Source organism: Pseudomonas sp. OST1909 (assembly GCF_015277575.1).
In the GTDB taxonomy this organism is placed as follows: domain Bacteria; phylum Pseudomonadota; class Gammaproteobacteria; order Pseudomonadales; family Pseudomonadaceae; genus Aquipseudomonas; species Aquipseudomonas synxantha_A.
Window position 1 is genome coordinate 6218980 of the sequence record NZ_CP063780.1, and the last position, 23392, is coordinate 6242371.

General features: G+C 61.1%; 22 protein-coding genes and 1 other RNA gene. 11 read left to right on the plus strand and 12 right to left on the minus strand.

Features of this window, described 5'->3' with window-relative positions:
• Positions 1 to 144: 144 nt before the first annotated feature.
• The 8 genes from gcvH to IH404_RS27335 form a co-directional block, all read right to left on the minus strand.
• Positions 145 to 528 carry a glycine cleavage system protein GcvH gene (gcvH, locus tag IH404_RS27300; RefSeq protein ID WP_005792380.1) on the minus strand — a complete coding sequence of 128 codons (384 nt, stop codon included), beginning with the start codon at positions 526 to 528 and terminating at the stop codon, positions 145 to 147.
• Between the two features lie 53 nt (positions 529 to 581).
• Positions 582 to 1664, minus strand: coding sequence for a glycine cleavage system aminomethyltransferase GcvT (gene gcvT, locus IH404_RS27305; RefSeq protein WP_032878838.1), 1083 nt, complete (start codon positions 1662 to 1664; stop codon positions 582 to 584).
• Between the two features lie 156 nt (positions 1665 to 1820).
• The gene (locus IH404_RS27310; RefSeq protein WP_005792383.1) at positions 1821 to 3437 is read right to left on the minus strand and encodes an iron ABC transporter permease; all 1617 of its coding nucleotides are present in this window, start codon (positions 3435 to 3437) and stop codon (positions 1821 to 1823) included.
• A gap of 162 nt (positions 3438 to 3599) precedes the next feature.
• Positions 3600 to 4604 carry an extracellular solute-binding protein gene (locus tag IH404_RS27315; RefSeq protein ID WP_194439534.1) on the minus strand — a complete coding sequence of 335 codons (1005 nt, stop codon included), beginning with the start codon at positions 4602 to 4604 and terminating at the stop codon, positions 3600 to 3602.
• Positions 4605 to 4764: 160 nt separating this feature from the next.
• Positions 4765 to 5982, minus strand: coding sequence for a 2-octaprenyl-3-methyl-6-methoxy-1,4-benzoquinol hydroxylase (locus IH404_RS27320; protein ID WP_194440717.1), 1218 nt, complete (start codon positions 5980 to 5982; stop codon positions 4765 to 4767).
• Positions 5983 to 6043: 61 nt separating this feature from the next.
• Complete coding sequence (gene ubiH, locus IH404_RS27325) at positions 6044 to 7231, minus strand: 2-octaprenyl-6-methoxyphenyl hydroxylase (protein ID WP_005792386.1); 1188 nt, start codon at positions 7229 to 7231, stop codon at positions 6044 to 6046.
• Positions 7228 to 8550 (minus strand): Xaa-Pro aminopeptidase, encoded by a 1323-nt coding sequence (gene pepP, locus IH404_RS27330; protein WP_005792387.1) that lies wholly within the window; start codon positions 8548 to 8550, stop codon positions 7228 to 7230. Before pepP ends, ubiH begins: the two co-directional genes overlap by 4 nt.
• A 20-nt stretch (positions 8551 to 8570) precedes the next feature.
• Positions 8571 to 9128 (minus strand): YecA family protein, encoded by a 558-nt coding sequence (locus IH404_RS27335; RefSeq protein WP_005792388.1) that lies wholly within the window; start codon positions 9126 to 9128, stop codon positions 8571 to 8573.
• 138 nt (positions 9129 to 9266) lie between these two features.
• Between IH404_RS27335 and IH404_RS27340 the strand changes: the two genes are divergently transcribed.
• The 4 genes from IH404_RS27340 (at position 9267) to IH404_RS27355 (ending at position 10687) form a co-directional block, all read left to right on the plus strand.
• Positions 9267 to 9476 carry a TIGR02449 family protein gene (locus IH404_RS27340; RefSeq protein ID WP_003177365.1) on the plus strand — a complete coding sequence of 70 codons (210 nt, stop codon included), beginning with the start codon at positions 9267 to 9269 and terminating at the stop codon, positions 9474 to 9476.
• Positions 9473 to 9790 (plus strand): cell division protein ZapA, encoded by a 318-nt coding sequence (locus IH404_RS27345; RefSeq protein WP_005792389.1) that lies wholly within the window; start codon positions 9473 to 9475, stop codon positions 9788 to 9790. The genes IH404_RS27340 and IH404_RS27345 overlap by 4 nt, the downstream gene beginning before the upstream one ends.
• Positions 9791 to 9820: 30 nt before the next feature.
• Positions 9821 to 9999: non-coding RNA, 6S RNA (ssrS, locus tag IH404_RS27350), on the plus strand.
• A 58-nt stretch (positions 10000 to 10057) separates the two neighbouring features.
• The gene (locus tag IH404_RS27355) at positions 10058 to 10687 is read left to right on the plus strand and encodes a 5-formyltetrahydrofolate cyclo-ligase (protein ID WP_194439535.1); all 630 of its coding nucleotides are present in this window, start codon (positions 10058 to 10060) and stop codon (positions 10685 to 10687) included.
• Positions 10688 to 10694: 7 nt separating this feature from the next.
• Here IH404_RS27355 and IH404_RS27360 read toward each other — a convergent pair whose 3' ends face one another.
• Positions 10695 to 10841, minus strand: coding sequence for a hypothetical protein (locus IH404_RS27360; RefSeq protein WP_005792392.1), 147 nt, complete (start codon positions 10839 to 10841; stop codon positions 10695 to 10697).
• A gap of 194 nt (positions 10842 to 11035) precedes the next feature.
• Between IH404_RS27360 and IH404_RS27365 the strand changes: the two genes are divergently transcribed.
• The 4 genes from IH404_RS27365 (at position 11036) to IH404_RS27380 (ending at position 16351) form a co-directional block, all read left to right on the plus strand.
• Positions 11036 to 11485 (plus strand): EVE domain-containing protein, encoded by a 450-nt coding sequence (locus tag IH404_RS27365; RefSeq protein WP_194439536.1) that lies wholly within the window; start codon positions 11036 to 11038, stop codon positions 11483 to 11485.
• A 68-nt stretch (positions 11486 to 11553) separates the two neighbouring features.
• On the plus strand, positions 11554 to 12519 hold the full coding sequence (locus IH404_RS27370) for an HlyD family efflux transporter periplasmic adaptor subunit (RefSeq protein ID WP_194439537.1): 966 nt from the start codon (positions 11554 to 11556) through the stop codon (positions 12517 to 12519).
• A complete protein-coding gene (gene rbbA, locus IH404_RS27375; protein WP_194439538.1) occupies positions 12516 to 15233 on the plus strand; it encodes a ribosome-associated ATPase/putative transporter RbbA in 2718 nt (905 codons plus the stop codon). The genes IH404_RS27370 and rbbA overlap by 4 nt, the downstream gene beginning before the upstream one ends.
• Positions 15233 to 16351 (plus strand): ABC transporter permease, encoded by a 1119-nt coding sequence (locus IH404_RS27380; RefSeq protein WP_005792397.1) that lies wholly within the window; start codon positions 15233 to 15235, stop codon positions 16349 to 16351. Before rbbA ends, IH404_RS27380 begins: the two co-directional genes overlap by 1 nt.
• Before the next feature lie 41 nt (positions 16352 to 16392).
• Here IH404_RS27380 and IH404_RS27385 read toward each other — a convergent pair whose 3' ends face one another.
• The gene (locus IH404_RS27385) at positions 16393 to 16800 is read right to left on the minus strand and encodes a flagellar basal body-associated protein FliL (protein ID WP_005792398.1); all 408 of its coding nucleotides are present in this window, start codon (positions 16798 to 16800) and stop codon (positions 16393 to 16395) included.
• Positions 16801 to 16950: 150 nt separating this feature from the next.
• Here IH404_RS27385 and IH404_RS27390 point away from each other — a divergent pair, with 150 nt between their 5' ends.
• Positions 16951 to 17928, plus strand: a complete 978-nt coding sequence (locus IH404_RS27390; protein ID WP_194439539.1) for an NADPH:quinone oxidoreductase family protein — start codon at positions 16951 to 16953, stop codon at positions 17926 to 17928.
• A gap of 231 nt (positions 17929 to 18159) precedes the next feature.
• Positions 18160 to 19497, plus strand: coding sequence for a glycerol-3-phosphate transporter (gene glpT, locus IH404_RS27395; RefSeq protein ID WP_005792400.1), 1338 nt, complete (start codon positions 18160 to 18162; stop codon positions 19495 to 19497).
• Here the strand turns inward: glpT and IH404_RS27400 are convergent.
• Both IH404_RS27400 and IH404_RS27405 read right to left on the minus strand, forming a co-directional pair.
• Positions 19494 to 20147: a gamma-glutamylcyclotransferase gene (locus IH404_RS27400; protein ID WP_032878816.1), complete on the minus strand. Its 654-nt coding sequence runs from the start codon at positions 20145 to 20147 to the stop codon at positions 19494 to 19496. The two genes, glpT and IH404_RS27400, sit on opposite strands and share 4 nt — an antisense overlap.
• Before the next feature lie 27 nt (positions 20148 to 20174).
• Positions 20175 to 22562 carry a TonB-dependent receptor gene (locus IH404_RS27405; RefSeq protein ID WP_194439540.1) on the minus strand — a complete coding sequence of 796 codons (2388 nt, stop codon included), beginning with the start codon at positions 22560 to 22562 and terminating at the stop codon, positions 20175 to 20177.
• 325 nt (positions 22563 to 22887) lie between these two features.
• Between IH404_RS27405 and IH404_RS27410 the strand changes: the two genes are divergently transcribed.
• Positions 22888 to 23370, plus strand: a complete 483-nt coding sequence (locus tag IH404_RS27410) for a hypothetical protein (RefSeq protein WP_005792403.1) — start codon at positions 22888 to 22890, stop codon at positions 23368 to 23370.
• Positions 23371 to 23392: the final 22 nt, after the last annotated feature.

The following is a 23392-nucleotide window of genomic DNA, read 5'->3' on the forward strand; positions in this document are numbered from 1 at the left end:
ACACAACCAGCAGGCACACCCCAATCAACTGTGGGAGCTGGCTTGCCTGCGATGCGGGCACCTCGGTGTATCGCTGATACACGGGTGATCCAATCGCAGGCAAGCCAGCTCCCACATTGATGTGTGCTGTTGCAGCTATTGCGTTTAGTCGCCGATAGCGGCTTTGTAGCCGGCAGCGTCGAGTAGCTTGTCCAGTTCAGCCTTGTCGCTTGGCTTGAGCTTGAAGATCCAGGCGCCGTAAGGGTCAGAGTTCAGCAGCTCAGGGCTGCCACTCAGCTCTTCGTTGACAGCAATCACTTCGCCGGCAATCGGCGAGTAGATATCCGAAGCAGCTTTCACCGACTCAACCACACCCGCCTGGCCTTGCGCTTCAAAATTGGCACCCACCTCTGCCAACTCAACAAACACCACATCACCCAAAGCTTCCTGTGCATGGTCGGAGATGCCGACAGTCACGGTGCCATCAGCTTCCAGACGGGCCCATTCGTGACTTTCGGCAAAACGCAGGTCGGCAGGGATATTGCTCATAGTCTGTGTCCTCAAGAAGAAATGTCAGCGGCCATTGGCCTGCCGGAAAATAGTTAGATCAAGGTTTTGCCATGGCGTACGAAGGTCGGCTTGACCACTCGAACCGGGTACCACTTGCCGCGGATTTCCACTTCGGCCCGGTCGGCAGTCGCCGCCGGTACGCGCGCCAGGGCAATGGATTTGCTTAGCGTAGGCGAGAAACTACCACTGGTGATCTCTCCTTCGCCAACATTGGCGATACGAACCACCTGGTGAGCGCGTAAAACTCCACGCTCTTCCAGCACCAGCCCGACCAATTTGAACTGCACACCGGCTGCCTTTTCCGCTTCCAGCGCAGCACGACCGATAAAATTGCGCCCGGCAGGTTCCCAGGCAATGCTCCAGGCCATATTGGCCGCCAGGGGCGATACCTGCTGATGGATATCCTGGCCGTACAGGTTCATGCCGGCCTCCAGGCGCAAGGTATCGCGGGCACCGAGGCCGATAGGTGAAATGCCCGCGCCCACCAGATCGTTGAAAAAACCCGGTGCCTGGTCGGCGGGCAGGACAATTTCCAGACCGTCTTCGCCGGTGTAGCCGGTACGGGCGATAAACCAGTCGCCGTCGGCGTGGCCTTCGAACGGCTTGAGCTGGTGGATCAGGATGCCACGGGACTGAGTGACCAGTTCGGCGATTTTATGCCGGGCGTGGGGCCCTTGGATGGCAAGCATGGCCAATTCGGACCGCTCATGCAGCTGCACCTGGTAAGCGCCCAGTTGCGCCTGCATCCAGGCCATATCCTGATCGCGGGTGGCGGCATTGACCACCAACCGGTAACCGGTTTCGGTGCGGTAGACGATCATGTCGTCCACCACTCCGCCTTGCTCGTTGAGCATGGCGCTGTACAGCGCACGGCCGCAGCCGTGCAATCGATCGACATCATTGGCCAGCAGGTGCTGAAGCCATTCCTTGGCCTGAGGGCCGGTGACATCGATTACGGTCATATGAGATACATCGAACACCCCACAGTCGCGCCGCACCTGATGGTGTTCTTCAACCTGCGAGCCGTAATGCAAAGGCATATCCCAACCGCCAAAATCGACCATTTTCGCGCCGAGGGCGAGATGCAGGTCATACAAAGGCGTACGCTGTCCCATGGGTTTCTCCTTCCGGGCTTGGCGAAGGTGCGCAGAGCTGCCACTTGCGCCGAACACCTTGATTTACAAGGCCCACAGCCACATACAGCAGGTCGATCCGAAAGACGGAGCGCACCGAATGCCGCGCATTGTAGCCTCAAGCCGTAGGACTGGCACCTAACCGATTTGCCGAGCAGAGCGACGGATCAGCCCGATGACCGGCAACAACCCGACCAGCACCAGGGTCAACGCCGGCAAAGAAGCCCGCGCCCATTCACCTTCACTGGTCATCTCGAAGATCCGTACCGCCAGCGTGTCCCAGCCAAACGGGCGCATCAGCAATGTCGCGGGCATTTCCTTGAGTACATCCACGAACACCAGCAGCGCCGCGCTCAAGGTGCCGGGCAACAACAACGGCAGATACACTTTGCAAAACAGTCGTGGACCGCTCACCCCAAGGCTGCGTGCAGCTTCGGGCAATGACGGGCGAATGCGCGCCAGGCTGTTTTCCAAAGGCCCGTAGGCCACTGCCAGGAACCGTACCAGGTAAGCCAGCACCAATGCCGACAGGCTGCCCAACAGCACGGGCCTGCCCGCGCCGCCCAGCCAGCCGGACAGTGGCACCACCAGCTCGCGGTCCAGGTAACTGAACGCCAACATGATCGACACCGCCAGCACCGAGCCCGGCAAGGCATAACCGACATTGGCCAGGCTGATGCCGGAGCGAATCGCCCGGGTCGGCGCCAGGCGGTTGGCAAAGGCCAGGATCATCGCCACGCTGACCGTAATCAGCGCGGCAATACCGCCCAGGTAGAGGGTGTGGACGATCAGGCCCGTATAGCGCTCATCCAGGTCGAAGCGCCCGCGCTGCCAGAACCAGGCCACCAGTTGCAGCATCGGGATCACAAACGCACAGGCAAATACCAGGCCGCACCAGGCGCTGGCCGCCACGGCCTTGAATCCGTGCAGGTGGTACAACGCCTTGCCGCGTGGCCGCTCATTGCTCGGTCGGCTGGCTCCACGCGCGCGCCGTTCGCCATACAGCACCAACATCACAACCAGCAGCAACAGGCTGGCCAGTTGCGCGGCGCTGGAAAGGCTGAAAAAGCCATACCAGGTTTTGTAGATAGCCGTGGTGAAGGTGTCGAAATTGAACACCGAGACGGCGCCGAAATCTGCCAGGGTCTCCATCAACGCCAGGGCCACACCGGCACCAATCGCTGGTCGCGCCATCGGCAACGCCACGCGCCAGAATGCTTGCCATGGCGATTGCCCCAATACCCGCGCCGCTTCCATCAAGCCTTTGCCCTGGGCCAGGAACGCCGTGCGCGCCAGCAGGTAGACGTAAGGATAGAACACCAGCACCAACACGATGATCACGCCGCTGGTGGAGCGCACTCGCGGCAAACGCAGCCCATTGCCGAACCATTCGCGCAGCAGAGTTTGCACGGGCCCTGCAAAATCCAGCAGACCGACGAACACGAAGGCCAGCACATAAGCCGGGATCGCAAAGGGCAGCATCAGCGCCCAATCGAGCCAACGTCGCCCGGGGAATTCGCAGAGGCTGGTCAGCCAGGCCAGGCTGACGCCCAACAGTGTCACGCCAAGACCGACGCCGAGCACCAGGGTCAAGGTGTTGCCCAGCAATCGAGGCATCTGGGTATCCCAGAGATGGGACCAGATCTGATGGTCAATGCTCTGCCAGGACAGCAGCAGCACGCTCAGCGGCAGCAGCACCAGGGCGGCGACGGTGAAGACCGGCAGGTACCAGCGGCGTTGGGCGGGGTGGGCCAAGGAAAAGCTCTCTATAGAACAGACTATTTGAAGACAAACTCAAAACAATGTGGGAGGGGGCTTGCTCCCGATAGCGGAGTGCCAGTCAATGATGATTAGACTGATACCCCGCTATCGGGGGCAAGCCCCCTCCCACATTTACATCTGTGGCAATTTACACATTCAGTTCCAGCCAGCGCGATCCATCAGCCGGATTGCCTCAGCCTGGCGCTTGCCCGCCACTTCTACCGGTAAGGTATCGGCCACGAACTTGCCCCAGCTCGCCACTTCCGCCGATGGCGGTACCGCCGGGTTGGCCGGGAACTCCTGGTTCACGTCGGCAAAGATTTTCTGCGCCTCAGGCGTGGTCATCCACTCCACCAGCGCCTTGGCTGCTTGCGGGTGCGGCGCGTGCTTGGTCAGGCCTATGCCCGACAGGTTCACATGCACGCCACGGTCGCCCTGGTTCGGCCAGAACAGTTTCACCGCCAGATCCGGCTTCTGCTTGTGCAGGCGGCCGTAGTAGTAGGTGTTGACGATACCCACGTCGCACTGTCCGGCATTGATGGCTTCCAGCACGGCGATGTCATCGGAGAACACGTCGGTGGACAGGTTGTTGACCCAGCCCTTGACGATCTCTTCGGTCTTGGCCGCGCCATGGGTTTCGATCAACGTGGCGGTCAGTGACTGGTTGTAGACTTTTTTCGCGGTACGCAGGCACAGGCGGCCTTCCCATTGCTTGTCGGCCAGGGCTTCGTAGGTGGTCAGTTCGCCCGGTTTCACCCGCTCGGTGGAATAGGCGATAGTGCGCGCACGCAGGCTCAAGCCGGTCCAGGCGTGGGCCGATGAGCGATATTGCAGCGGGATATTCTTGTCGATCACAGCGGAAGTGAACGGTTGCAGGATGCCCATTTGCTCGGCCTGCCAGAGGTTGCCGGCGTCGACGGTGAGCAGCAGATCGGCGGTGGCGTTCTCACCCTCGGCCTTGATGCGCTGCATCAGCGGCGCTTCCTTGTCGGTGATGAACTTGACCTGCACCCCGGTCTTCTGGGTATAGGCATCGAATACCGGCTTGATCAGCTCGTCAATGCGCGAGGAGTAGACCACGACTTCGTCGGCTGCCTGCACGGTGGTGCTGCCGATCAGGGTGAGTGCCAGGGCAGTCAGGAGGCGCTTGGGTGCCAACATGGGTGCGGTCTCTCATTTGCAAATTGAGGGCAAATGATAAGGACTCACATTTGGTAACGCTCGGCGGAGGCGTTACCAGATGTTGCACAGCCCGAATATGCGCGAGGGTTGAGGGCCTCATCGGGGGCAAGCCCCCTCCCACAGGGGACTGTATTTCAATTCAGGGTTTAGCGAGTTCTGGTAGATCGCCAGTCAAACCTAGCGCCTGGCGCACAAACACTGCCTTGGCTTCAGGCATCTGGTCGACGATTTTCAGGCCGGCATTACGCAGCCAGCGCAGCGGCAGTTGATCGGCCTGGAACAAGCGCTCGAAGCCTTCCATCGCCGCCATCAGCGCCAGGTTGTGGGGCATGCGCCGCCGCTCGTAACGGCTCAGCACCTTCACATCCGCCAGGCGCTCGCCGCGCTCGGTGGCCGCCAACAACACCTCGGCCAGTACCGCCGCATCAAGAAAGCCCAGGTTTACGCCCTGCCCCGCCAACGGGTGAATCACGTGGGCAGCATCACCGATCAGTGCCAGGCCCTCGGCCACGTAGCGTTTGGCATGGCGCTGGCGTAACGGCACGCAAACGCGCGGGTCGGCACTGACCACAGTGCCCAGGCGCCCTTCGAAGGCGCACTCCAGCTCCCGGCAGAAGCGTTCATCATCCAGGGCCATCAGGCGCTCGGATTCAGCCGGCGTGGTCGACCAGACAATCGAACACCAATCTTCCTGCCCATCCCGTACCAGCGGCAGGAACGCCAGCGGGCCGGTATCGGTAAAGCGTTGCCAGGCCGTGCGCTGGTGCGGCTGGCTGCTGCGCACGCTGGTCACGATCGCGTTATGCAGGTAATCCCACTCGCGGGTCGGGGTGCCGGTCAGGCGGCGTACTGCGGAGTTGGCGCCATCGGCGGCCACCACCAGCGGCGCACGCAATTTGCGCCCATCAGCCAGGGTCAGCAGCCAGTCATCGCCGGAGCGGCGCATCTGCTCAAGGCGCGCATTGGCCAGCAGGCCGAGGTCGCAGTCGTGCAAGCGCTCCAGCAAGGCATCCTGCACCACACGGTTTTCGACGATATGCCCGAGCACCTCGGCATGCACGCTGGCTGCCGAAAAGTGAATCTGCCCGGTACCGCTGCCGTCCCACACCTGCATCTCGCCGTAAGGGCTGGCGCGACGCGCGACGATACCGTCCCACACGCCCAGGCGTTCGAGGATGCGCTGGCTGGCCGCCGACAACGCGCTCACCCGCGGCTCAAACGCCGCCTGCGGTTCAAACGGTTTGACGCTTAGCGGGCTGCCGTCGAGCAGCAGCACCTGCAAGCCGCTGCCCTGCAATGCCAGCGCCAGGGCGCTTCCGACCATTCCGGCCCCGACAATCAGCACATCTGCGCGCATGTCCATGCTTTAAGCCTTGTCTCGTGTGCGGCACAGGCCGCCAATAAAGTGATGGGCCGGCTCAAACATCAGAGCGCACCCCCAGCCCCATTGCCTGGCGGGCGAACCAGCGTTTGGCCGGCGGCAACAGGTCCAGGCCGAGCAGGCCCAGGTTACGGCCCAGCGCCATTAGCGGCTGGCCGCTGCCAAACAAGCGTGTGACCTGATCGGAGAAGCCTACGGTCAGTTGTTGGTCCAGGCGCTGGCGATCCCGATAGCCTTGCAACGTCGCCAGGTCACCTGGCACTGCCGGGCCGGCCAACAAGGCTTCGGCCAAGGCATTGGCATCGCGCAGGGACAGGTTGAACCCCTGCCCGGCAATCGGGTGCAGGCTGTGGGCGGCATTGCCGAGGACCGCAAGATTCGAGCGCACTTGCTCTTCGGCTTCCACCAGGGTCAGCGGGTACAGATGACGGGCGCCCACTTGCTTGAGGGTGCCCAGGCGATAACCGAATACGCCCTGCAACTCGCTCAGGAAGCTGCGCTCGTCAAGATCGGCCAGGCGCTGGGCGTCCATGCCGATGCGGGTCCAGACCAGCGCACAGCGGTTGTCCGGCAGCGGCAACAAGGCCATCGGCCCCTCATCGGTAAAGCGCTCGAACGCTTCGCCATTGTGGGCTTCGCTCGGGGTGATATTGGCGATCAGTGCGCTCTGGTTGTAGGGCCGGGTCTTCACGCCAATGCCCAGTTGCTCACGCAGGCCGGAGCGGCCGCCGTCGGCCAACACCGCGAGGTCGCATTCCAGCACGGTTTCATCGTTGAGGGTCAGGCGATAGCCATCAGGCAGCGGCTCCATGCGCGTGACTTCCGCGGGGCAGCGCCAGCTGACGACGTCTTTATCCAGGCCTTGCCACAGGCATTGGCCCAGCCAGGCGTTTTCCACCACATAGCCCAGGGCCGGTACGCCCTCTTCCATGGCGGACAAGCGCGCGGTAGAGAAACGCCCGCGGTCCGATACGTGGATCTGCTTGATCGGCTCGGCGCGGCGGGCAATGTCCTGCCACAGGCCCAGACGCTGATAAATCTGCCGGGCACCAAAGGACAGCGCCGAAGAACGCGCATCGTAACTGGGCTGGTAGCTGTCGCCCGGGGCAAAGGGTTCGATCAGCACGATCTTCCAGCCACGTGCCTTGGCCCCAGCCTGCAACGCCAGGGCCAGGCTGGCACCCACCAGGCCACCACCAATAATCGCCAGGTTGACCCGGCTCATCGGGCAGCCGCCATCAGTGCTTCGATCTCGGCAACGGTCTTGGGCACCGCGCCGGTCAGGATTTCACAGCCTTGCTTGGTCACTATCACGTCATCCTCGATGCGTACGCCAATGCCACGCCATTTCTTTGCCACGTTCTGGTTGTCCGGGGAAATATAGATGCCCGGTTCCACGGTCAAGGCCATGCCGACTTCCAGCACTCGCCATTCACCGCCGACCTTGTACTCGCCCACATCATGCACATCCATGCCCAGCCAGTGGCCGGCGCGGTGCATGTAGAAGGCGCGGTAGGCTTCGCTGGCGATCAGTTCGTCAACGTCACCTTGCAGCAACCCCAACTTCACCAACCCGGCGGTGATGACCTGCACGGTAGCTTCATGGGCCTGGTTCCAATGCTTGTTCGGTGCGATCTGCGCGAAGGCGGCTTCCTGGGAGGCCAGCACAATCTCGTAGATCGCCTTTTGTTCGGGCGAAAACTTACCGTTGACCGGCCAGGTGCGGGTGATGTCGCTGGCGTAGCAGTCGATCTCACAACCGGCGTCGATCAGCACCAGGTCGCCGTCCTTGAGCAGCGCGTCATTCTGCTGGTAATGCAGGATGCAGCTGTTGCGCCCGGCGGCGACGATGGAACCGTAGGCTGGCATTTTCGCACCGCCCTTACGGAACTCGTAATCCAGCTCGGCCTCCAGGCTGAACTCATGCAAACCCGCACGGCTGGCCTGCATCGCCCGCACATGGGCCGCGCAGGAAATGCGCGCCGCTTCGCGCATCACCCTCACCTCTGCCGCCGATTTATACAGGCGCATATCGTGGAGCAGATGATCCAGGGCAACGAATTCGTTCGGCGGCTGGGCGCCCAGGTGCGCTTTGGAACGGATCACGTTGATCCACTCCATCACATGCCGGTCGAATTCGGCGTTGCTGCCCATGGCCGAATATACCCGGTCGCGGCCTTCGATCAGGCCGGGCAGGATGTCGTCGATATCAGTGATAGGGAATGCGTCGTCGGCGCCAAAGTCGCGGATCGCGCCTTCAGTGCCGGCGCGCAGGCCGTCCCACAGCTCGCGCTCAGCGTTGCGCTCACGGCAGAACAACACGTATTCGCCATGCTGGCGACCGGGCATCAGCACGATCACCGCTTCGGGCTCGGGGAAACCGCTGAGGTACTGGAAGTCGCTGTCCTGGCGGTAGACATGCTCGACATCGCGGTTGCGGATCGCCACGGCGGCGGCCGGCAGGATCGCGATGCTGTTGGGTTCCATCTGCGCCATGAGCGCCTTGCGGCGACGGGTGTATTCCGCTTTGGGGATATGGATCATGGGCAGATGGGGTTCCTTTCTTAATGCAGCGAAGGCTTGGGTGCAGCAGGTTCAGCAGACTTTTTGGTCTCGGTGAACAGCAGCAACGGCGCGACGCGCAGGTATTCCATCACTTCCATATAGTCGCCTTCGCCGTCTTCGGACTCTTCCAGGGCATCTTGCACCTGGGAGATGGCCGCCAGGTCCTGCAGCACTTCCTTGGCGTCGTTGCTAAGCTCCAGGCCACCGGCGTTCACGCCGAAACCGTGGAGGAAACCCTGGCACCATTGGCCCAGCGCGGCAGCGCGCTCAGTGAGCGGGGCGTCGTCGGTCGGCAGCAGCAGAACCACGGTGACGTCGTCACCGGTCAGCTCGCCCTTGACCATCTCTTGCAGGCCGATCAGCGCGTTACGCACGTTTTCGGTCGGTTCGGTTTCGAGCAGCTCGGCCACGTCGGCCAACCAGTTGTCGGCATCAAAGCCCACACCAGTGCAACTGCGGCCCAACAGCACGCCGTGCAGTTCGGCAGGCGAGCATGGGTGACCGCTGGTGCTCAGCAGTTTGGAAAAAGCGTCGTACGGGGAATTCTGAATGGGCATGGTGAGCTAGGCGCCAGACGGCGCAATGTCTAGAATGGAGCGCTGTATCCTAGCACCGGCAGACGCACCAAGACTATCGAGGGCGTCAGATCGTTTATCCTGCAGTTGCCATTCATCAGACAAATCCAGTGGAACCCAATGGAAGACACCGACCTGCAAGCGCTGATGGCCAGACTCGAACTGCTAATTGATCGGGTCGAGCAACTAAAGAGTCAAAACGGACTCCTATTAGCTCAGGAAAAGACCTGGCGCGAGGAACGCGCTCACCTCATTGAAAAAAACGAAATCGCCCGGCGTAAGGTCGAATCGATGATTTCGCGCCTGAAGGCCCTGGAGCAAGACTCATGAGTTCAAGCAATAGCGTTACCGTGCAGATCCTCGACAAAGAATATTCGATCATCTGCCCCCAGGAAGAACGCAGCAATCTGGTGAGCGCTGCCCGTTACCTGGACGGCAAGATGCGCGAAATCCGCAGCAGCGGCAAAGTGATCGGCGCCGACCGCATCGCCGTGATGGCCGCGCTGAATATCACCCACGATCTGCTGCACAAGCAGGAACGCCCTGACGTGCAGGCCAGCGGCTCGACCCGCGAGCAAGTGCGTGACCTGCTCGAGCGCGTGGATCTGGTGCTTTCCACCGATTCCGACGCACCCAAGGGCTGATTGCCGAGTCTGTTTAAGGTATACTCACCCCACTCCCTGGCGTGTTTGCCAGTCGGCGATGTCCCTGAGCCGATTCGCACTACCCTGGAAGTTGCACGTTGGGCTGGTGTGCATGTCCGCTAGACGGAAAGCCTTAAAGCCTACTGCTTCTTCCACCTTGAACTTTCGGGTTCAAGGGCTAAGTCGACAGCGGCTCTGTCGGGGAGCCTGAATTCCCAAACTCAATGCCAGTCCCAGGACTGGCATTGTTTTATGAGCCGATAAGCCATGACCGAACCTGCGCCGCTGTCCCGTCCGCAACTTCGACGCATGTTGCGCAAGGCCCGCCGTGCCCTCACGCCGAGCGAGCAGCGCCAGGCCGCCCTTGGCCTGTACCGGCAACTGGCACAGCACCCGCTGTTTCGCCGGTCCAAACATATTTCCTTATACCTGCCGACGGACGGTGAAATCGATCCGCGCCTGCTGCTGCGCGCGGCGCAGCGCCGTGGCAAGGCCACCTATCTGCCGGTACTGAGTGCCTGGCCGCGCACCAAGATGGTGTTCCAGCGCGTGCGGCCTGGGGATAAGTTGTCGCCCAACCGCTTTGGCATTCTTGAGCCGCGGGTCAATGTCCACCAGCAGCGCAAGGTCTGGGCGCTCGACCTGGTGCTGTTGCCGTTGGTGGGGTTCGATCGCGAAGGCGGGCGCCTGGGCATGGGTGGCGGATTCTACGACCGCAGCCTGGCTTACCTGGCCAGGCGCAAAAGCTGGCGCAAGCCGACCTTGCTGGGGTTGGCCCATGAATGTCAGCAGGTAGACCGCTTGGCGCAGGCAAGTTGGGACGTGCCGCTGGCGGGCACTGTCACCGATAAGCACTGGTATGTTGCAGAAACGTCGCTGGAACCAGCGACGCCTTGAAGCCGTATTAACGCTTGAATTGTTGCTGCACTGGCGAGAGTTCAACCGGTGCGTCGGCCTTGTTCGACCACAAGCTCTGGGCATACCCGGTGGTCACAACGCCCAGACCAAACAAAATAACCAAAATCCATAGTAAATCCGGTTTACGTTGCATCGATTGCCCCCCTTCAGGCACCTCGTACACGATGACAACAACGTTCCAAAGTAGTCCGTTGCAGCTGCGCCAAGCCTAAAAGCGCGCATTCTGCGGTAACGTGAACCAACACGCAAACCTTGACGCCAACCGACTGTCGGTTTGTCATGCAATTGCCCGACAACTTGCCCAATGCCTTTTTCAGGAGCCCAAAAATGGCCTACTGGCTGATGAAATCCGAGCCTGACGAATTGTCCATCAAGGACCTGGAAAAGCTCGGCGAAGCCCGCTGGGATGGGGTGCGCAACTATCAGGCGCGCAACTTTCTGCGCGCCATGGCGGTGGGCGATGAGTTTTTCTTCTATCACTCCAGCTGTCCGGAGCCTGGCATTGCCGGCATCGGCAAAATCGTCGAGGCCGCCTACCCGGATCCTACAGCGCTGGAACCGGACAGCCACTACTTCGACGCCAAGGCCAGTGCGGAGAAAAATCCGTGGAGTGCCATCACCGTGGGCCACGTCAACACCTTCCCCAAGGTGCTGGGCCTGGGCTATCTAAAGCAGCAAACCGCTCTTGCCGAAATGCCGCTGGTGCAGAAAGGCAGCCGGCTTTCGGTCATGGCGGTCACGCCTGAACAATGGGCGGCCATCCTTCAGCTGCTTTAACTGACCGATATCAAGACCCTCACGGGCCAAACCCATCACACTGGACGCTAACGCCGCAGGATGCAGCCATGTCTACGAACCACCATACGTCCCGTCTGTTCGCCATCGCCCTGATCGTCCTCCTGCTGGGGGCGGGGGCCTTTGGCTACTGGCGTTCGACCCAGGATCGCCTGCCCGAGGGCTTGAGCATGGGCAACGGGCGCCTGGAGTCCACCGAAGTACAAATCGCCGCCAAGATCCCCGGGCGCCTGGCCGAAGTGCACGTGGATGAAGGCGACAAAGTGCTCAAGGGCCAGTTGCTGGCACGCATGGACACCCGCACCCTGCAAGCCCAGCGTGCCCAGGCCGAAGCAGAGGTGTTACGCGCCAGGGAAAACTTCGCCTCTGCTGAAGCCAACGTGCGGTTGCGCCAAAGCGAGCAACTGCTGGCCAGCCAGGAACTCAAGCGCACCCAAGAGCTGTACCGGCGCGGCTTTGCCAGCAGCCAATTGATCGACCAGCAGCAAGCGCGCCAAAACACCGGCAACGCGGCAGTGATCGCCGCCCAAGCCCAGGTCAACGCGGTGAAGGCCGCCATCGGCGCAGCCCAGGCCCAGGTGGCCCAACTCACCAGCGAAATCGACGACAGCAGCCTGCGTGCGCCCATCGACGGCATCATCCAATTGCGCTTGGCCGAGCCGGGCGAAGTGCTCGGCGCGGGTGGGCGCGTGTTGCTGCTGATTGACCCCAATGACCAGTACATGAATCTCTACCTGCCCGCCTCCGTCACCGGCCGCCTGACCGTCGGCAGTGAAGCACGCATCCTGCTCGACGCCCTGCCCCAGCAAGCGCTACCGGCCAAAATCAGTTTTGTCGCGGCCAAATCGCAGTTCACTCCCAAGGAAGTCGAAACCCGCGATGAGCGACAGAAACTGGTGTTCCGCGTCAAATTGCGCCTGACTCAGCCCAGCGCCGTGCCACAAGCCAAACCGGGCATGCCCGGCGCGGGCTATGTACGCACGGCCGATGTCGACTGGCCGGCCCACCTGCAATGAGCGGCCTGGCGCTGCACGCCACGGGGATCAACCACCGCTACGGCAAGCAACAGGCACTGCTCGACATTGCCTTCAGCTTGCCAGCCGGTACCCGCTGCGGGTTGATAGGTCCGGACGGCGCCGGCAAGTCGAGCCTGCTGGGTCTGATCGCCGGGGTTAAAAAGCTGCAAAAGGGCCAGTTGCAGGTGCTCGGCGGTTCCATCCAGAACCGTCGCCACCGCAATAGCTTGTACCCGCGCATTGCCTTTATGCCCCAGGGCCTGGGCGGCAATCTGTACCCCGAGCTGTCCATCAGCGAGAACATCCGTTTCTTCGCCACCTTGTTCGGCCTGTCGAAAGCCGATTGCGACCAGCGCATGCACAACCTGCTGCTCGCCACCGACCTCGCACGCTTTGCCGAGCGCCCGGCAGGCAAGCTCTCTGGCGGGATGAAACAGAAGCTCGGCTTGTGCTGCGCACTGATCCATGATCCGGACCTGTTGATCCTCGACGAGCCCACCACCGGCGTCGACCCGCTGTCACGCCGGCGTTTCTGGGAGCTGGTAGACAGCGTACGCAGTGAGCGCCCGCAACTGACACTGCTGGTGGCCACCGCCTACATGGAAGAGGCCGAGCAATTCGAGCATTGCCTGATGCTCGACCGTGGCAGGTTGATCGCCGATGGACTGAGCCGCGAACTGGCGGCGATAACGCCCAGCGGCAAACTGGATGAGGCCTTCACGCACTTCCAGGGCGACAGTGCCCACGACAGCCAGCCGCTGGTAATTCCACCGCGCACAGGCGGCAACGCCGATATCGCTATCCAAGCCCACGACCTGACCCTGCGCTTTGGCGATTTCACCGCGGTGAACAACGTCAGCTTTGCCATTGGCCGCGGCGAGATCTTCGGCTTCCTCGGTTCCAACGGCTGCGGCAAGACCACCACCATGAAAGTCCTGACCGGGCTGATGCCGGCCACCGAGGGCAGTGCAATCCTGCTGGGCAAACCGGTAGACGCCAAGGACCTGGCGACCCGCAAGCGCGTGGGCTTCATGTCGCAGAGCTTCTCGCTGTATGGCGAGCTGAGCGTGCGCCAGAACCTGGTGCTGCATGCGCAACTGTTCGACTTGCCCAAGGCCGACAGCGGTCCGCGCATTGATGAACTGATCCAACGTTTCGACCTGGGTGAAGTGGCCGAACAGCCCTCCGGCGAGTTACCCCTTGGCCTGCGCCAGCGTTTGTCCTTGGCGGTTGCGGTGCTGCATCGCCCGGAAGTGCTGATCCTCGATGAGCCCACCTCGGGCGTCGACCCGGCGGCGCGGGATGATTTCTGGCGGTTGCTGATCGAGTTGTCGCGGCAACAAGGCGTGACCATCTTCCTGTCCACCCACTTTATGAACGAAGCCCAGCGCTGCGACCGCATCTCCTTGATGCATGCCGGCAAGGTGTTGGCCTGCGACACGCCCGAGGCGCTGCAACAGCAGTTCCACGGCGATACCCTGGAGGCGGCTTTCGTCACCTGCCTGGAGCAGGCCCAGGGCGAACCCGAACCCAGCGCGCCCCGTGCAACGGTCAACGATGCCCACGCGCCGCCCGCGAGCACACACGGCTTCAGCCTGGCGCGGTGGTTAGCCGTGGCCAGCCGCGAAGGCAAGGAGCTGCTGCGCGACAAGGTACGCATGGCCTTCGCCCTGCTCGGGGCGATGTTCATGATGGTGATCTTCGGCTACGGCATTTCCCTGGACGTGGAAAACCTCGCCTTCGCCGTCTACGACCAGGACCAGACCCCGCAAAGCCGCGCCTATCTAGAGGCATTTCGCAGTTCGCGCTATTTCGCCGAGCAAGCACCCATTCGCGACGCCAACGAATTGCACCGGCGCCTGCAACGTTCGGAAATCAAGCTGGCCCTGGAGATCCCACCCGGCTTTGGCCGTGACCTCTACGCCGGCCGCCAGCCCACCGTCGCGGCCTGGCTCGACGGCGGCATGCCGTTTCGCGCTGAAACCAGCCGCAACTACGTGGAGGCCGTGCACCAGGGCAACCTTGCGCAACTGGCTGAACTCAGTAGCTTACCCTTGAACAACCGGGCCGCCGTCAAGCTTGAAACACGCTTTCGCTACAACCAGGACGTGGTCAGCGTGAATGCCATTGGCCCTGGCGTGATGGCGCTGATCCTGGCGTTCATTCCGGCCATGCTCACCGCCCTCGGCATTGTGCGCGAGAAGGAGCTGGGGTCGATCACCAACTTCTATGCCACACCACTGACACGCCTGGAGTTTTTGTTGGGCAAACAGGCGCCCTACCTGGTCATCAGCCTGGTCAACCTGGCACTGTTGGTGGCGATGAACCGCTGGTTGTTCGGTGTACCGTTCAAAGGCAGCGGCCTGACCCTGGCTTTCGGTGGCCTGTTGTACGTGCTGGCGACCACGAGCATGGGCCTGCTGATCTCGGCGTTCACCCGCACCCAGATCGCGGCGATCCTCGGCACCATGATCATCACCAGCCTGCCGACCATCCAGTTTTCCGGGCTGATCGTGCCGCGTTCGTCCCTGGAAGGTGCGGCAGCGCTGATGGGCATGCTGTTTCCGGCCGGGCACTTTCTGGATATCGCGGTGGGCACCTTCACCAAGGCCCTGGACCTGCGCCAGTTGTGGCCACAATGCCTGGCCTTGTTCGGATTTTTCGTCGGTTTTACCGGGCTGAGCCTGGTGATGCTCAAGAAGCAGGAGGCCTGATGCACAAGCTCGCCCATATCCTGCGCCTGGGGCTCAAGGAACTCACCAGCCTGCGCCACGACAGCGTGTTGCTGCTGTTTCTGGCCTACGCCTTCACCGTGGCGATCTACATGCCCGCTGCCGGTTCGGTGATTGGCGTGCACAACGCCAGCGTGGCCTTTGTCGATGAAGATCACAGCGCGCTCTCGCGGCAAATGGCCGAGGCCCTGCAACCACCGGAATTCCAGGCGCCGGCGCCACTGGCCTACGACCAGCTGGACAGGGTCATGGACAGCGGCCAATACACTTTCGTCGTCAATGTACCGGCGAATTTCCAGGCCGACCTGTTGGCGGGGCGCCAGCCGGGAGTGCAGGTGAACATCGATGCCACGGCGATGAGCCAGGCATTCATGGGCGCGGGTTACATCGGGCGGATTTTCCAACGCGAACTGCTGACCTACAGCGGCCAGGCCGACGCTGCCGGCAAAGCTCCGGCCCTGCTGACTACTCGGGCGTTGTTCAATACCAACCTGGAAGGTGGCTGGTTCCTGGCGGTGATCCAGATCGTCAACAACATCACCATCCTCGCCATCGTGCTGACCGGTACGGCCCTGCTGCGTGAACGCGAGCACGGCACCCTCGACCATCTGCTGGTGCTGCCCCTGACCGCGCTGGAGATCATGCTGGCAAAAATCTGGAGCAACATGCTGGTGGTGGTGTTGTGTACGTGGCTGTCCCTGGAACTGGTGGTCAAAGGCTTGCTCGGCGTGCCATTGGCCGGGTCGTTGAGCCTGTTCCTGTTGGTGACGGCCCTGTATTTATTTGCGAGTACTGCGTTGGGGATCTTCCTCGCCACTCTCGCCCGCTCGACGCCGCAGTTCGGCCTGCTGGCGATCCCGGTGATCATTCCCATGCTGTTGCTCTCTGGCGGCAGTACACCGCTGGATAGCATGCCCGAATGGTTGCAGTGGGTGATGCAGGGCTCGCCATCGACGCATTTTGTGAGCTTGAGTGCCGCGATTCTATTCAGGGATGCGGGGTTGAGCGTGGTGTGGCCAGACTTGCTGGCCCTGACGGGAATTGGCTTGGTATTTTTTGCGGTGGCGTTGGCGCGGTTTCGCAAGAGCCTGGCTTCCTGAGGCGCCTGGCAGGACCTCGCGAATGGCGCTAAGCGCCGGCTTCACTGGATGATCAGATTGTTGAAGAGCAAATCTTCCACCATCGGCTTGCCGGTCTCGTCATTCATCACTTGCTGGGTTTGTTTCAGGGCTTCCTGACGCAGCTTTTCCTTGCCTTCGACCGTACTCATGGCCTCGCTGGTCTGCTGGGTAAACAGCGCCACCAGCTGGTTGCGGATCAACGGATCGTTGGCTTTGACCGCCGCGGCTGCTTCGGTGCCGGTCACGCGCAGGGCGATATCGGCCTTGTAAACCTTGAGCTTGGCCGTGCCATCCAGGCCGTAGTTGCCCACAAACGGCGGGGTCAGGCTGATATAGCTGACTTTCGGTGCCTCGCCTTCCTTGGCCTCTTCGGCCTGGACGGCCATCGGCAACGTCAGGGCCAGCATCAACAGGATCCACGCTTTCACAGTTCATTCCTCGAATTCGTTTGCCCGGTAGCATAACGCTAGCAAGGCTGAGCACAAGCTTATGGGGGCTTATCAGGCGCGGGTATGCTCGTTGACCCACGGGCGCACCCTCCTACACTTATCGGCCACGATGCCAAAAGGAATAGTCCGATGAAAGCTGTGCTGTGCAAAGCCTTCGGCCCCGCCGAAACCCTGGTGCTGGAAGAGATCGCCAGCCCTGCGATCAAGAAGAACGAAATCCTGCTGGACGTGCACGCGGCCGGGGTGAACTTCCCGGATACCCTGATCATCGAGGGCAAGTACCAGTTCAAGCCGCCCTTTCCATTCTCACCCGGTGGCGAAGCGGCAGGCGTGGTCAGCGAGGTGGGTGAGAAAGTCAGCCACTTGAAGGTCGGTGACCGCGTAATGGCGTTGACCGGCTGGGGCAGCTTTGCCGAGCAGGTCGCGGTGCCTGGCTATAACGTGCTGCCGATTCCGCCGAGCATGGACTTCAACATCGCCGCCGCCTTCAGCATGACCTACGGCACCTCGATGCACGCGCTTAAACAGCGCGCCAACCTACAACCCGGTGAGACCCTGCTGGTGCTAGGCGCCTCCGGCGGTGTGGGCCTGGCCGCGGTGGAAATCGGCAAGGCCATGGGCGCACGTGTGATCGCCGCCGCCAGCAGCGCCGACAAACTCGCGGTGGCCAAGGCGGCCGGGGCTGATGAGTTGATCAACTACAGCGAAACCAGCCTCAAGGACGAGATCAAGCGCCTGACCGATGGCAACGGCGCTGACGTGATTTACGACCCGGTGGGTGGCGACCTGTTTGACCAGGCCGTGCGCGCCATCGCCTGGAACGGCCGCCTGCTGGTAGTGGGGTTTGCCAGCGGGCGCATTCCCGAATTGCCGGTGAACCTGGCGTTGCTCAAGGGCGCGGCGGTAGTCGGGGTGTTCTGGGGCTCGTTTGCCCAGCGCCAGCCGCAGGATAACGCGGCGAATTTTCAGCAGTTGTTCACGTGGTATGCCGAGGGCAAGTTGAAGCCGTTGGTGTCGCAGGTGTATCCGCTGGAGCAGGCTGCCCAGGCGATTAATGATCTGGGGCAGCGCAAGGCAGTGGGTAAGGTCATCGTACAACCCCGCTGACCGAAGTGAAATGCGATCCTTGTGGGAGCTGGCTTGCCTGCTCCCACAGTTGATCTCTGCGGGCTCTGAGGAATTCGTTACGACCACAACTTATCTATTTACGACATGTTCGTAAAAGAACATGCAATTGCTCTCGTTTCCTGTGTTTGCAGATAAGAGGCGATGCTATTTTCGGTAACGAAACTGTAACATTCGCATCCGCAGTCAAAACAAGAAATTTGGAGCTCTTGAATGTTTGCTTTCTTTCGACCTGCCGCACACCAGGCGCCCCTGCCTGAAGAAAAAATAGACAGTACCTACCGACGCCTGCGCTGGCAGATCTTCGCTGGTATTTTCTTCGGTTACGCCGGCTACTACCTGCTGCGCAAAAACTTCTCCCTGGCCATGCCCTACTTGATCGACGAGGGTTACACCCGTGGTGAACTGGGCCTGGCGATGTCGGCGATTGCGATTGCCTACGGTTTGTCCAAGTTCCTCATGGGGCTGGTGTCCGACCGTTCCAATCCACGTTACTTCCTGCCGTTCGGCCTGCTGGTTTCAGCGGGGGTGATGTTCATTTTCGGTTTCGCACCTTGGGCAACCTCCAGCGTGACCATGATGTTCATTCTGCTGTTCATCAACGGCTGGGCCCAGGGCATGGGGTGGCCGCCGAGTGGGCGGACCATGGTGCACTGGTGGTCGCAGAAAGAGCGCGGCGGCGTGGTGTCGGTGTGGAATGTGGCGCACAACGTCGGCGGTGGTCTGATCGGCCCGCTGTTCCTGCTGGGCATGGCGTGGTTCAACGACTGGCATGCTGCCTTCTACGTGCCGGCCACCGTGGCCCTGGCGGTCGCGGCGTTCGCCTTCATCACCATGCGCGACACCCCGCAATCGGTGGGCTTGCCGCCTATCGAGAAGTACAAGAACGATTACCCGGAAGGCTACGACGCCAGCCACGAAGACGAATTCAGCGCCAAGGAAATCTTCGTCAAGTACGTGCTGCGCAACAAGATGCTCTGGTACATCGCCTTCGCCAACGTGTTTGTCTATCTGCTGCGCTACGGCGTACTGGACTGGGCGCCGACCTATTTGAAAGAAGCCAAACACTTCACGGTCGACAAGTCGTCCTGGGCGTATTTCTTCTACGAGTGGGCAGGCATCCCGGGTACGCTGCTGTGCGGCTGGATGTCGGACAAGATCTTCCGTGGCAATCGCGGCCTGACCGGCATCGTGTTCATGGCTCTGGTGACGGTGGCAACACTGGTTTACTGGCTCAACCCGCCGGGCAACCCGATGGTCGACATGATTGCGCTGTTCTCAATCGGCTTCCTGATCTACGGCCCGGTCATGCTGATCGGCCTGCAGGCGCTGGAGCTGGCACCGAAAAAAGCCGCCGGCACTGCCGCGGGTTTCACCGGCTTGTTCGGTTACCTGGGCGGTTCGGTAGCAGCCAGTGCGGCCATGGGTTATACGGTTGACCATTTCGGCTGGGACGGTGGGTTCGTACTGCTGATTGGTGCCTGTGTACTGGCGATCGCGTTCCTGATCCCCACGCTGTGGCACACCAACAGCGTCAGCTCGGCGCGTTAATCGGCAGAGCAATCTTTGGCACAACGCTTGAGCCGCGCCTCCAGGTTTTTATCTGGCATGGCGTGGCTACGCAGGGCGTTCACGGTCTGCTCGACATAATCGCGAGTCGTGCCGTAACGCCCGCAAGCGCTTTGCAGCACATGATTAAGCACAATGTCGGGCAAGTTGCCGGCATAGCTAGGCAAGTGCCGCTCCAGAACAAACCCCAACGCCTGCACGGTGCTGCCATCTTCCAATCGGCAACTGAGCCAGTGCGGCCGGTACGAGGGGTAAGGCATCTCACGTTGCCATAAAGCGTAAAGCGAGGCCTCCAACTGGTCTTCCGGCAAGCGGTAGGCAAACCCGCTGCAGGAACCACCGCGATCCAACCCAAACACCAACCCCGGCAGCTCCGGCGTACCGCGATGCTCGTGTGACCACAAATACAGGCCACGGTGATAACCGTGAACCCGTGCCCGCACCCGCTCGGTCGACGAGCACTCAGGGCGCCAGATCAGCGAACCATACGCAAACAGCCACACCGGCCCCCCCTTGTGCCGAGCCATGGTGGCTTGCATCGAGCTCATCAATTGTTCGTGAGTGAGTTGCGGCCCCAGATCGAGCCGCGGAGGGTAAGCCAATTGCAGAAGATCGGTTTCAATGGCGGTCATGGCGAAAAGCGGTGCGCCTCCTGTGTGTTACCAGTTGTAAGCGACTTTACCGTAATAGAACGCGCCGCTGTAACCGTACGGCGAAAAAGTGCTGTAGGCGAGATTGCCGCTGCTGCTGGCGTAAGCATTAACCTTCTCTGGGTATTTGTCGGTAACGTTGTCGCCACCCAGAGTGAAGGTCCAGTTCTTGAGCTTGTAGTCGGCTGACAGGTCCAGCACCCAGGCGGCCTTGAAGGTCTGGTCGTTGACCTTGTCCGCCTGATAACTGGTGAACTCACCATAGCGCACCAGGTTAGTGTGCAGCGCCCAATTACCGAAGGTGAAGTCGTTGCCCAGGCTCAGCTTGTGCTGGGGCGTGGTATCGCCCAGCAAACCGATACGCTCGCGGCGGTCCACCCGCATCAGGTTGGCCCCCAGGCTGTCGAGAATCGCGGGGTTGGCTTTCACGTCGGTGACTTTGGTGTGGTTGTAGTTGTAGCCCACGGTACTGTTCCAGCGAATGCCGTTATCGAACTGGTAGCGATAATTGGCCACCAGGTCGACCCCATCGGTGCTGGTGTCCGTGGCGTTGGTGAAGTACCGGGCCGTGGTGTAGTTGATATTGCCGACGCCATTGGCTTGCAGGTAAGCCACCGTGGCCGGGTTGAGATTGAGGTTAGACGACAGGCTGATGCGGTCGCGGATGTCGATGCGGTATACATCGAGCGTGACGGTCAGGTCATCGGCCGGCTCCAGCACCAGGCCGAGGCTGTAGTTGCGCGACTTTTCCGCCTTGAGGTCTTCGGCACCGAGCAGGCGCGCCACCTGACTGTTGGCCGGGAAGGTGCCGGCTTCCTGGATGGTGCTGCCGATCAACTGCGATGAGGTGTAGGCAAAATTCTGCTGGGCCAGGGACGGCGCACGGAAACCGTTGGAGATGCTGCCGCGCAAGGCCACCTGGGGGGTGAAGTCGTAGCGGGCCGACAGCGAGCCGCTGACGTTGGAGCCAAAGTCACTGTAATCCTCATGGCGCACGGCGGCCGAGGCGCTGAGTTTTTCGGTGAAGTTGGTTTCCAGGTCCAGGTACTGTGCCCAGTTATGCCGCGTGCTGGTGCCGGCATCGGCATCGCGGAAACCGCCCAGGCCGGAGCTGCCGGTCTGGTAATAGGACGCAGGCTCGCCCGCCTCGATTTCATAGCCCTGATGCAGGTATTCACCGCCGAACGCCACGGAGACCGGATACGGCAGAAAGCCCACATCGAACTCACGGGACAGATCCAGGCTGACTTGCTTCTGATCGTTGCTCAGGGTGCCGTTGTTGAATTTACGCGGCGTTGCCAGGCCCAATGAGGTGTTGATGGTTTCAGTCCCCAGTTCGTACTGGTTCTTGCCGTAGTTGGCCGACAAGTCGTAATGCCAGTTGTAGGCCAGCAGGCCGCGCAGGCCCACCACCAGAGAAGTGTCTTCCAGGTTGCCCTTGATCAGCGGTAGGTAGCCGTTGGGGTTGAGTGCGGCAATGTTATTGGAGGCGTTGCTGGCCCGGTAGAACGCCGCTGTTTCACCGCGGCGCTTGCTGTAGCCACCGAAGGTGTAGAACTCGGCGGCATCGCTGAAGGAATATTCCGAGTTGAACTGGAACTTGCCTTCATTGGTGGCCGGCTCACCTTGGCGGAACACACGCTGGCCGTAGGTGGTAGAGCCGATGCTGCCGGGGCGGTAGTCGTTGCCGGCGCGGTTGGTGTAGTCGTTGTCGGCGCCTTCGGCAGACAGGTTGATAAAGCCATTGTCGCCCAATGCCAGGCCCGTATTACCACTGACATTACGCTGGATACCATCACCCTTTTTGTACTCGCCAAACTTGCTGGACACCGAGCCGCCATGGTCGGCGTTTTTGAGGATCACGTTGATCACCCCGGCGATCGCATCGGAGCCGTAACGTGCAGAAGCACCGTCGCGCAGCACTTCGATATGGTCCACCGCCGACAGCGGAATGGCATTCAAGTCTGCCGGGGCCGAACCGCGCCCAACCGCACCGCCCAGGTTGACGAAGGCGCTGGTATGTCGACGCTTGCCGTTGACCAGCACCAACACCTGGTCCGGCGACAAGCCGCGCAACTGCGCCGGACGCACCAGTTCGGCGCCGTCCACCAGGCTTGGCCGGGGGAAGTTGATCGACGGTATCAGCCGCGCCAATACGGCACCCAGCTCATCGGAGCCGGTACTGCGCAGGTTTTCACCGGAGATTACGTCGATTGGCGACAGCGATGCACTGGCGGTGCGCTCTTGGGCGCGGGTGCCGGTGACGATCACAGTGTCGAGTTTAGGTGCATCAACCGCAGAAGTTTCGTCTGCCAGAACTGGATTGAATCCCACAACGGTCAGCAAATTGGCCGACAAAATCGCCGTGTATAGCGCGTGTTTTCTGTAGCTCCCCATACCGCTCCCCTTTGAATCAAAAATAGAACTGCAATACGCGAAGTTCGTACGATCGATCCGGCTGGCGGGCGGTGGCGGTCAGTATCTGGTTATGGTCGGTGAAGTCGGTAGTCCGTTGCGATATAGCTTAAAGATATTCATCAACCAGAATAAATACCTTAAAAGAATAAGCAAAAGCATAAGCACGCTCGCCCATTCGTCAGGATCCACACGGCTAATCCCGGTACTTTCAGCCCCGGTTCAGCCTGGGCGCGTGCCAAGCCGTCAAACTGCGCGCCTGTAACGACCCACTTAGCCGTTCATCAAATCGACTACCGAGGTCGCCATGAAAAAATTCCGATTGCCTGGCCTGTTATTGCTTGCCCAGGCCACCACTGCACTGGCGAGCGAAACGCCAACGGCGACTGACGACAAAGGCTTCTGGTACGCCCAGACAAGCGTCTACACCCGGCACTTTGCACCCGACCCGCAACACAACAACAAACAGGACCTGATCGGCCTGGAGCGCAATGAGGCGTCGGGCCTGGTGTATGGCGGGGTGACCTTTCGCAACTCGTTTCGCCAACGCTCGTACTATGCCTATGCGGGCAAGCGCTACGACATGGCCGACTACCCGGTGTATGCGAAGTTGACTGGTGGATTGATCCAGGGCTATCGCGGCGAGTATCGCGACAAGATTCCGTTGAATCGATTCGGGGTGGCGCCAGTGATCATTCCGTCTGTGGGTACCCACTACGGACCGGTCGCGGCGGAGCTGGTGTTGCTGGGGTTCAATGCAGCGATGGTGACGACTGGCTTACGCTTCTGACACGACACTGTCCCCTGTGGGA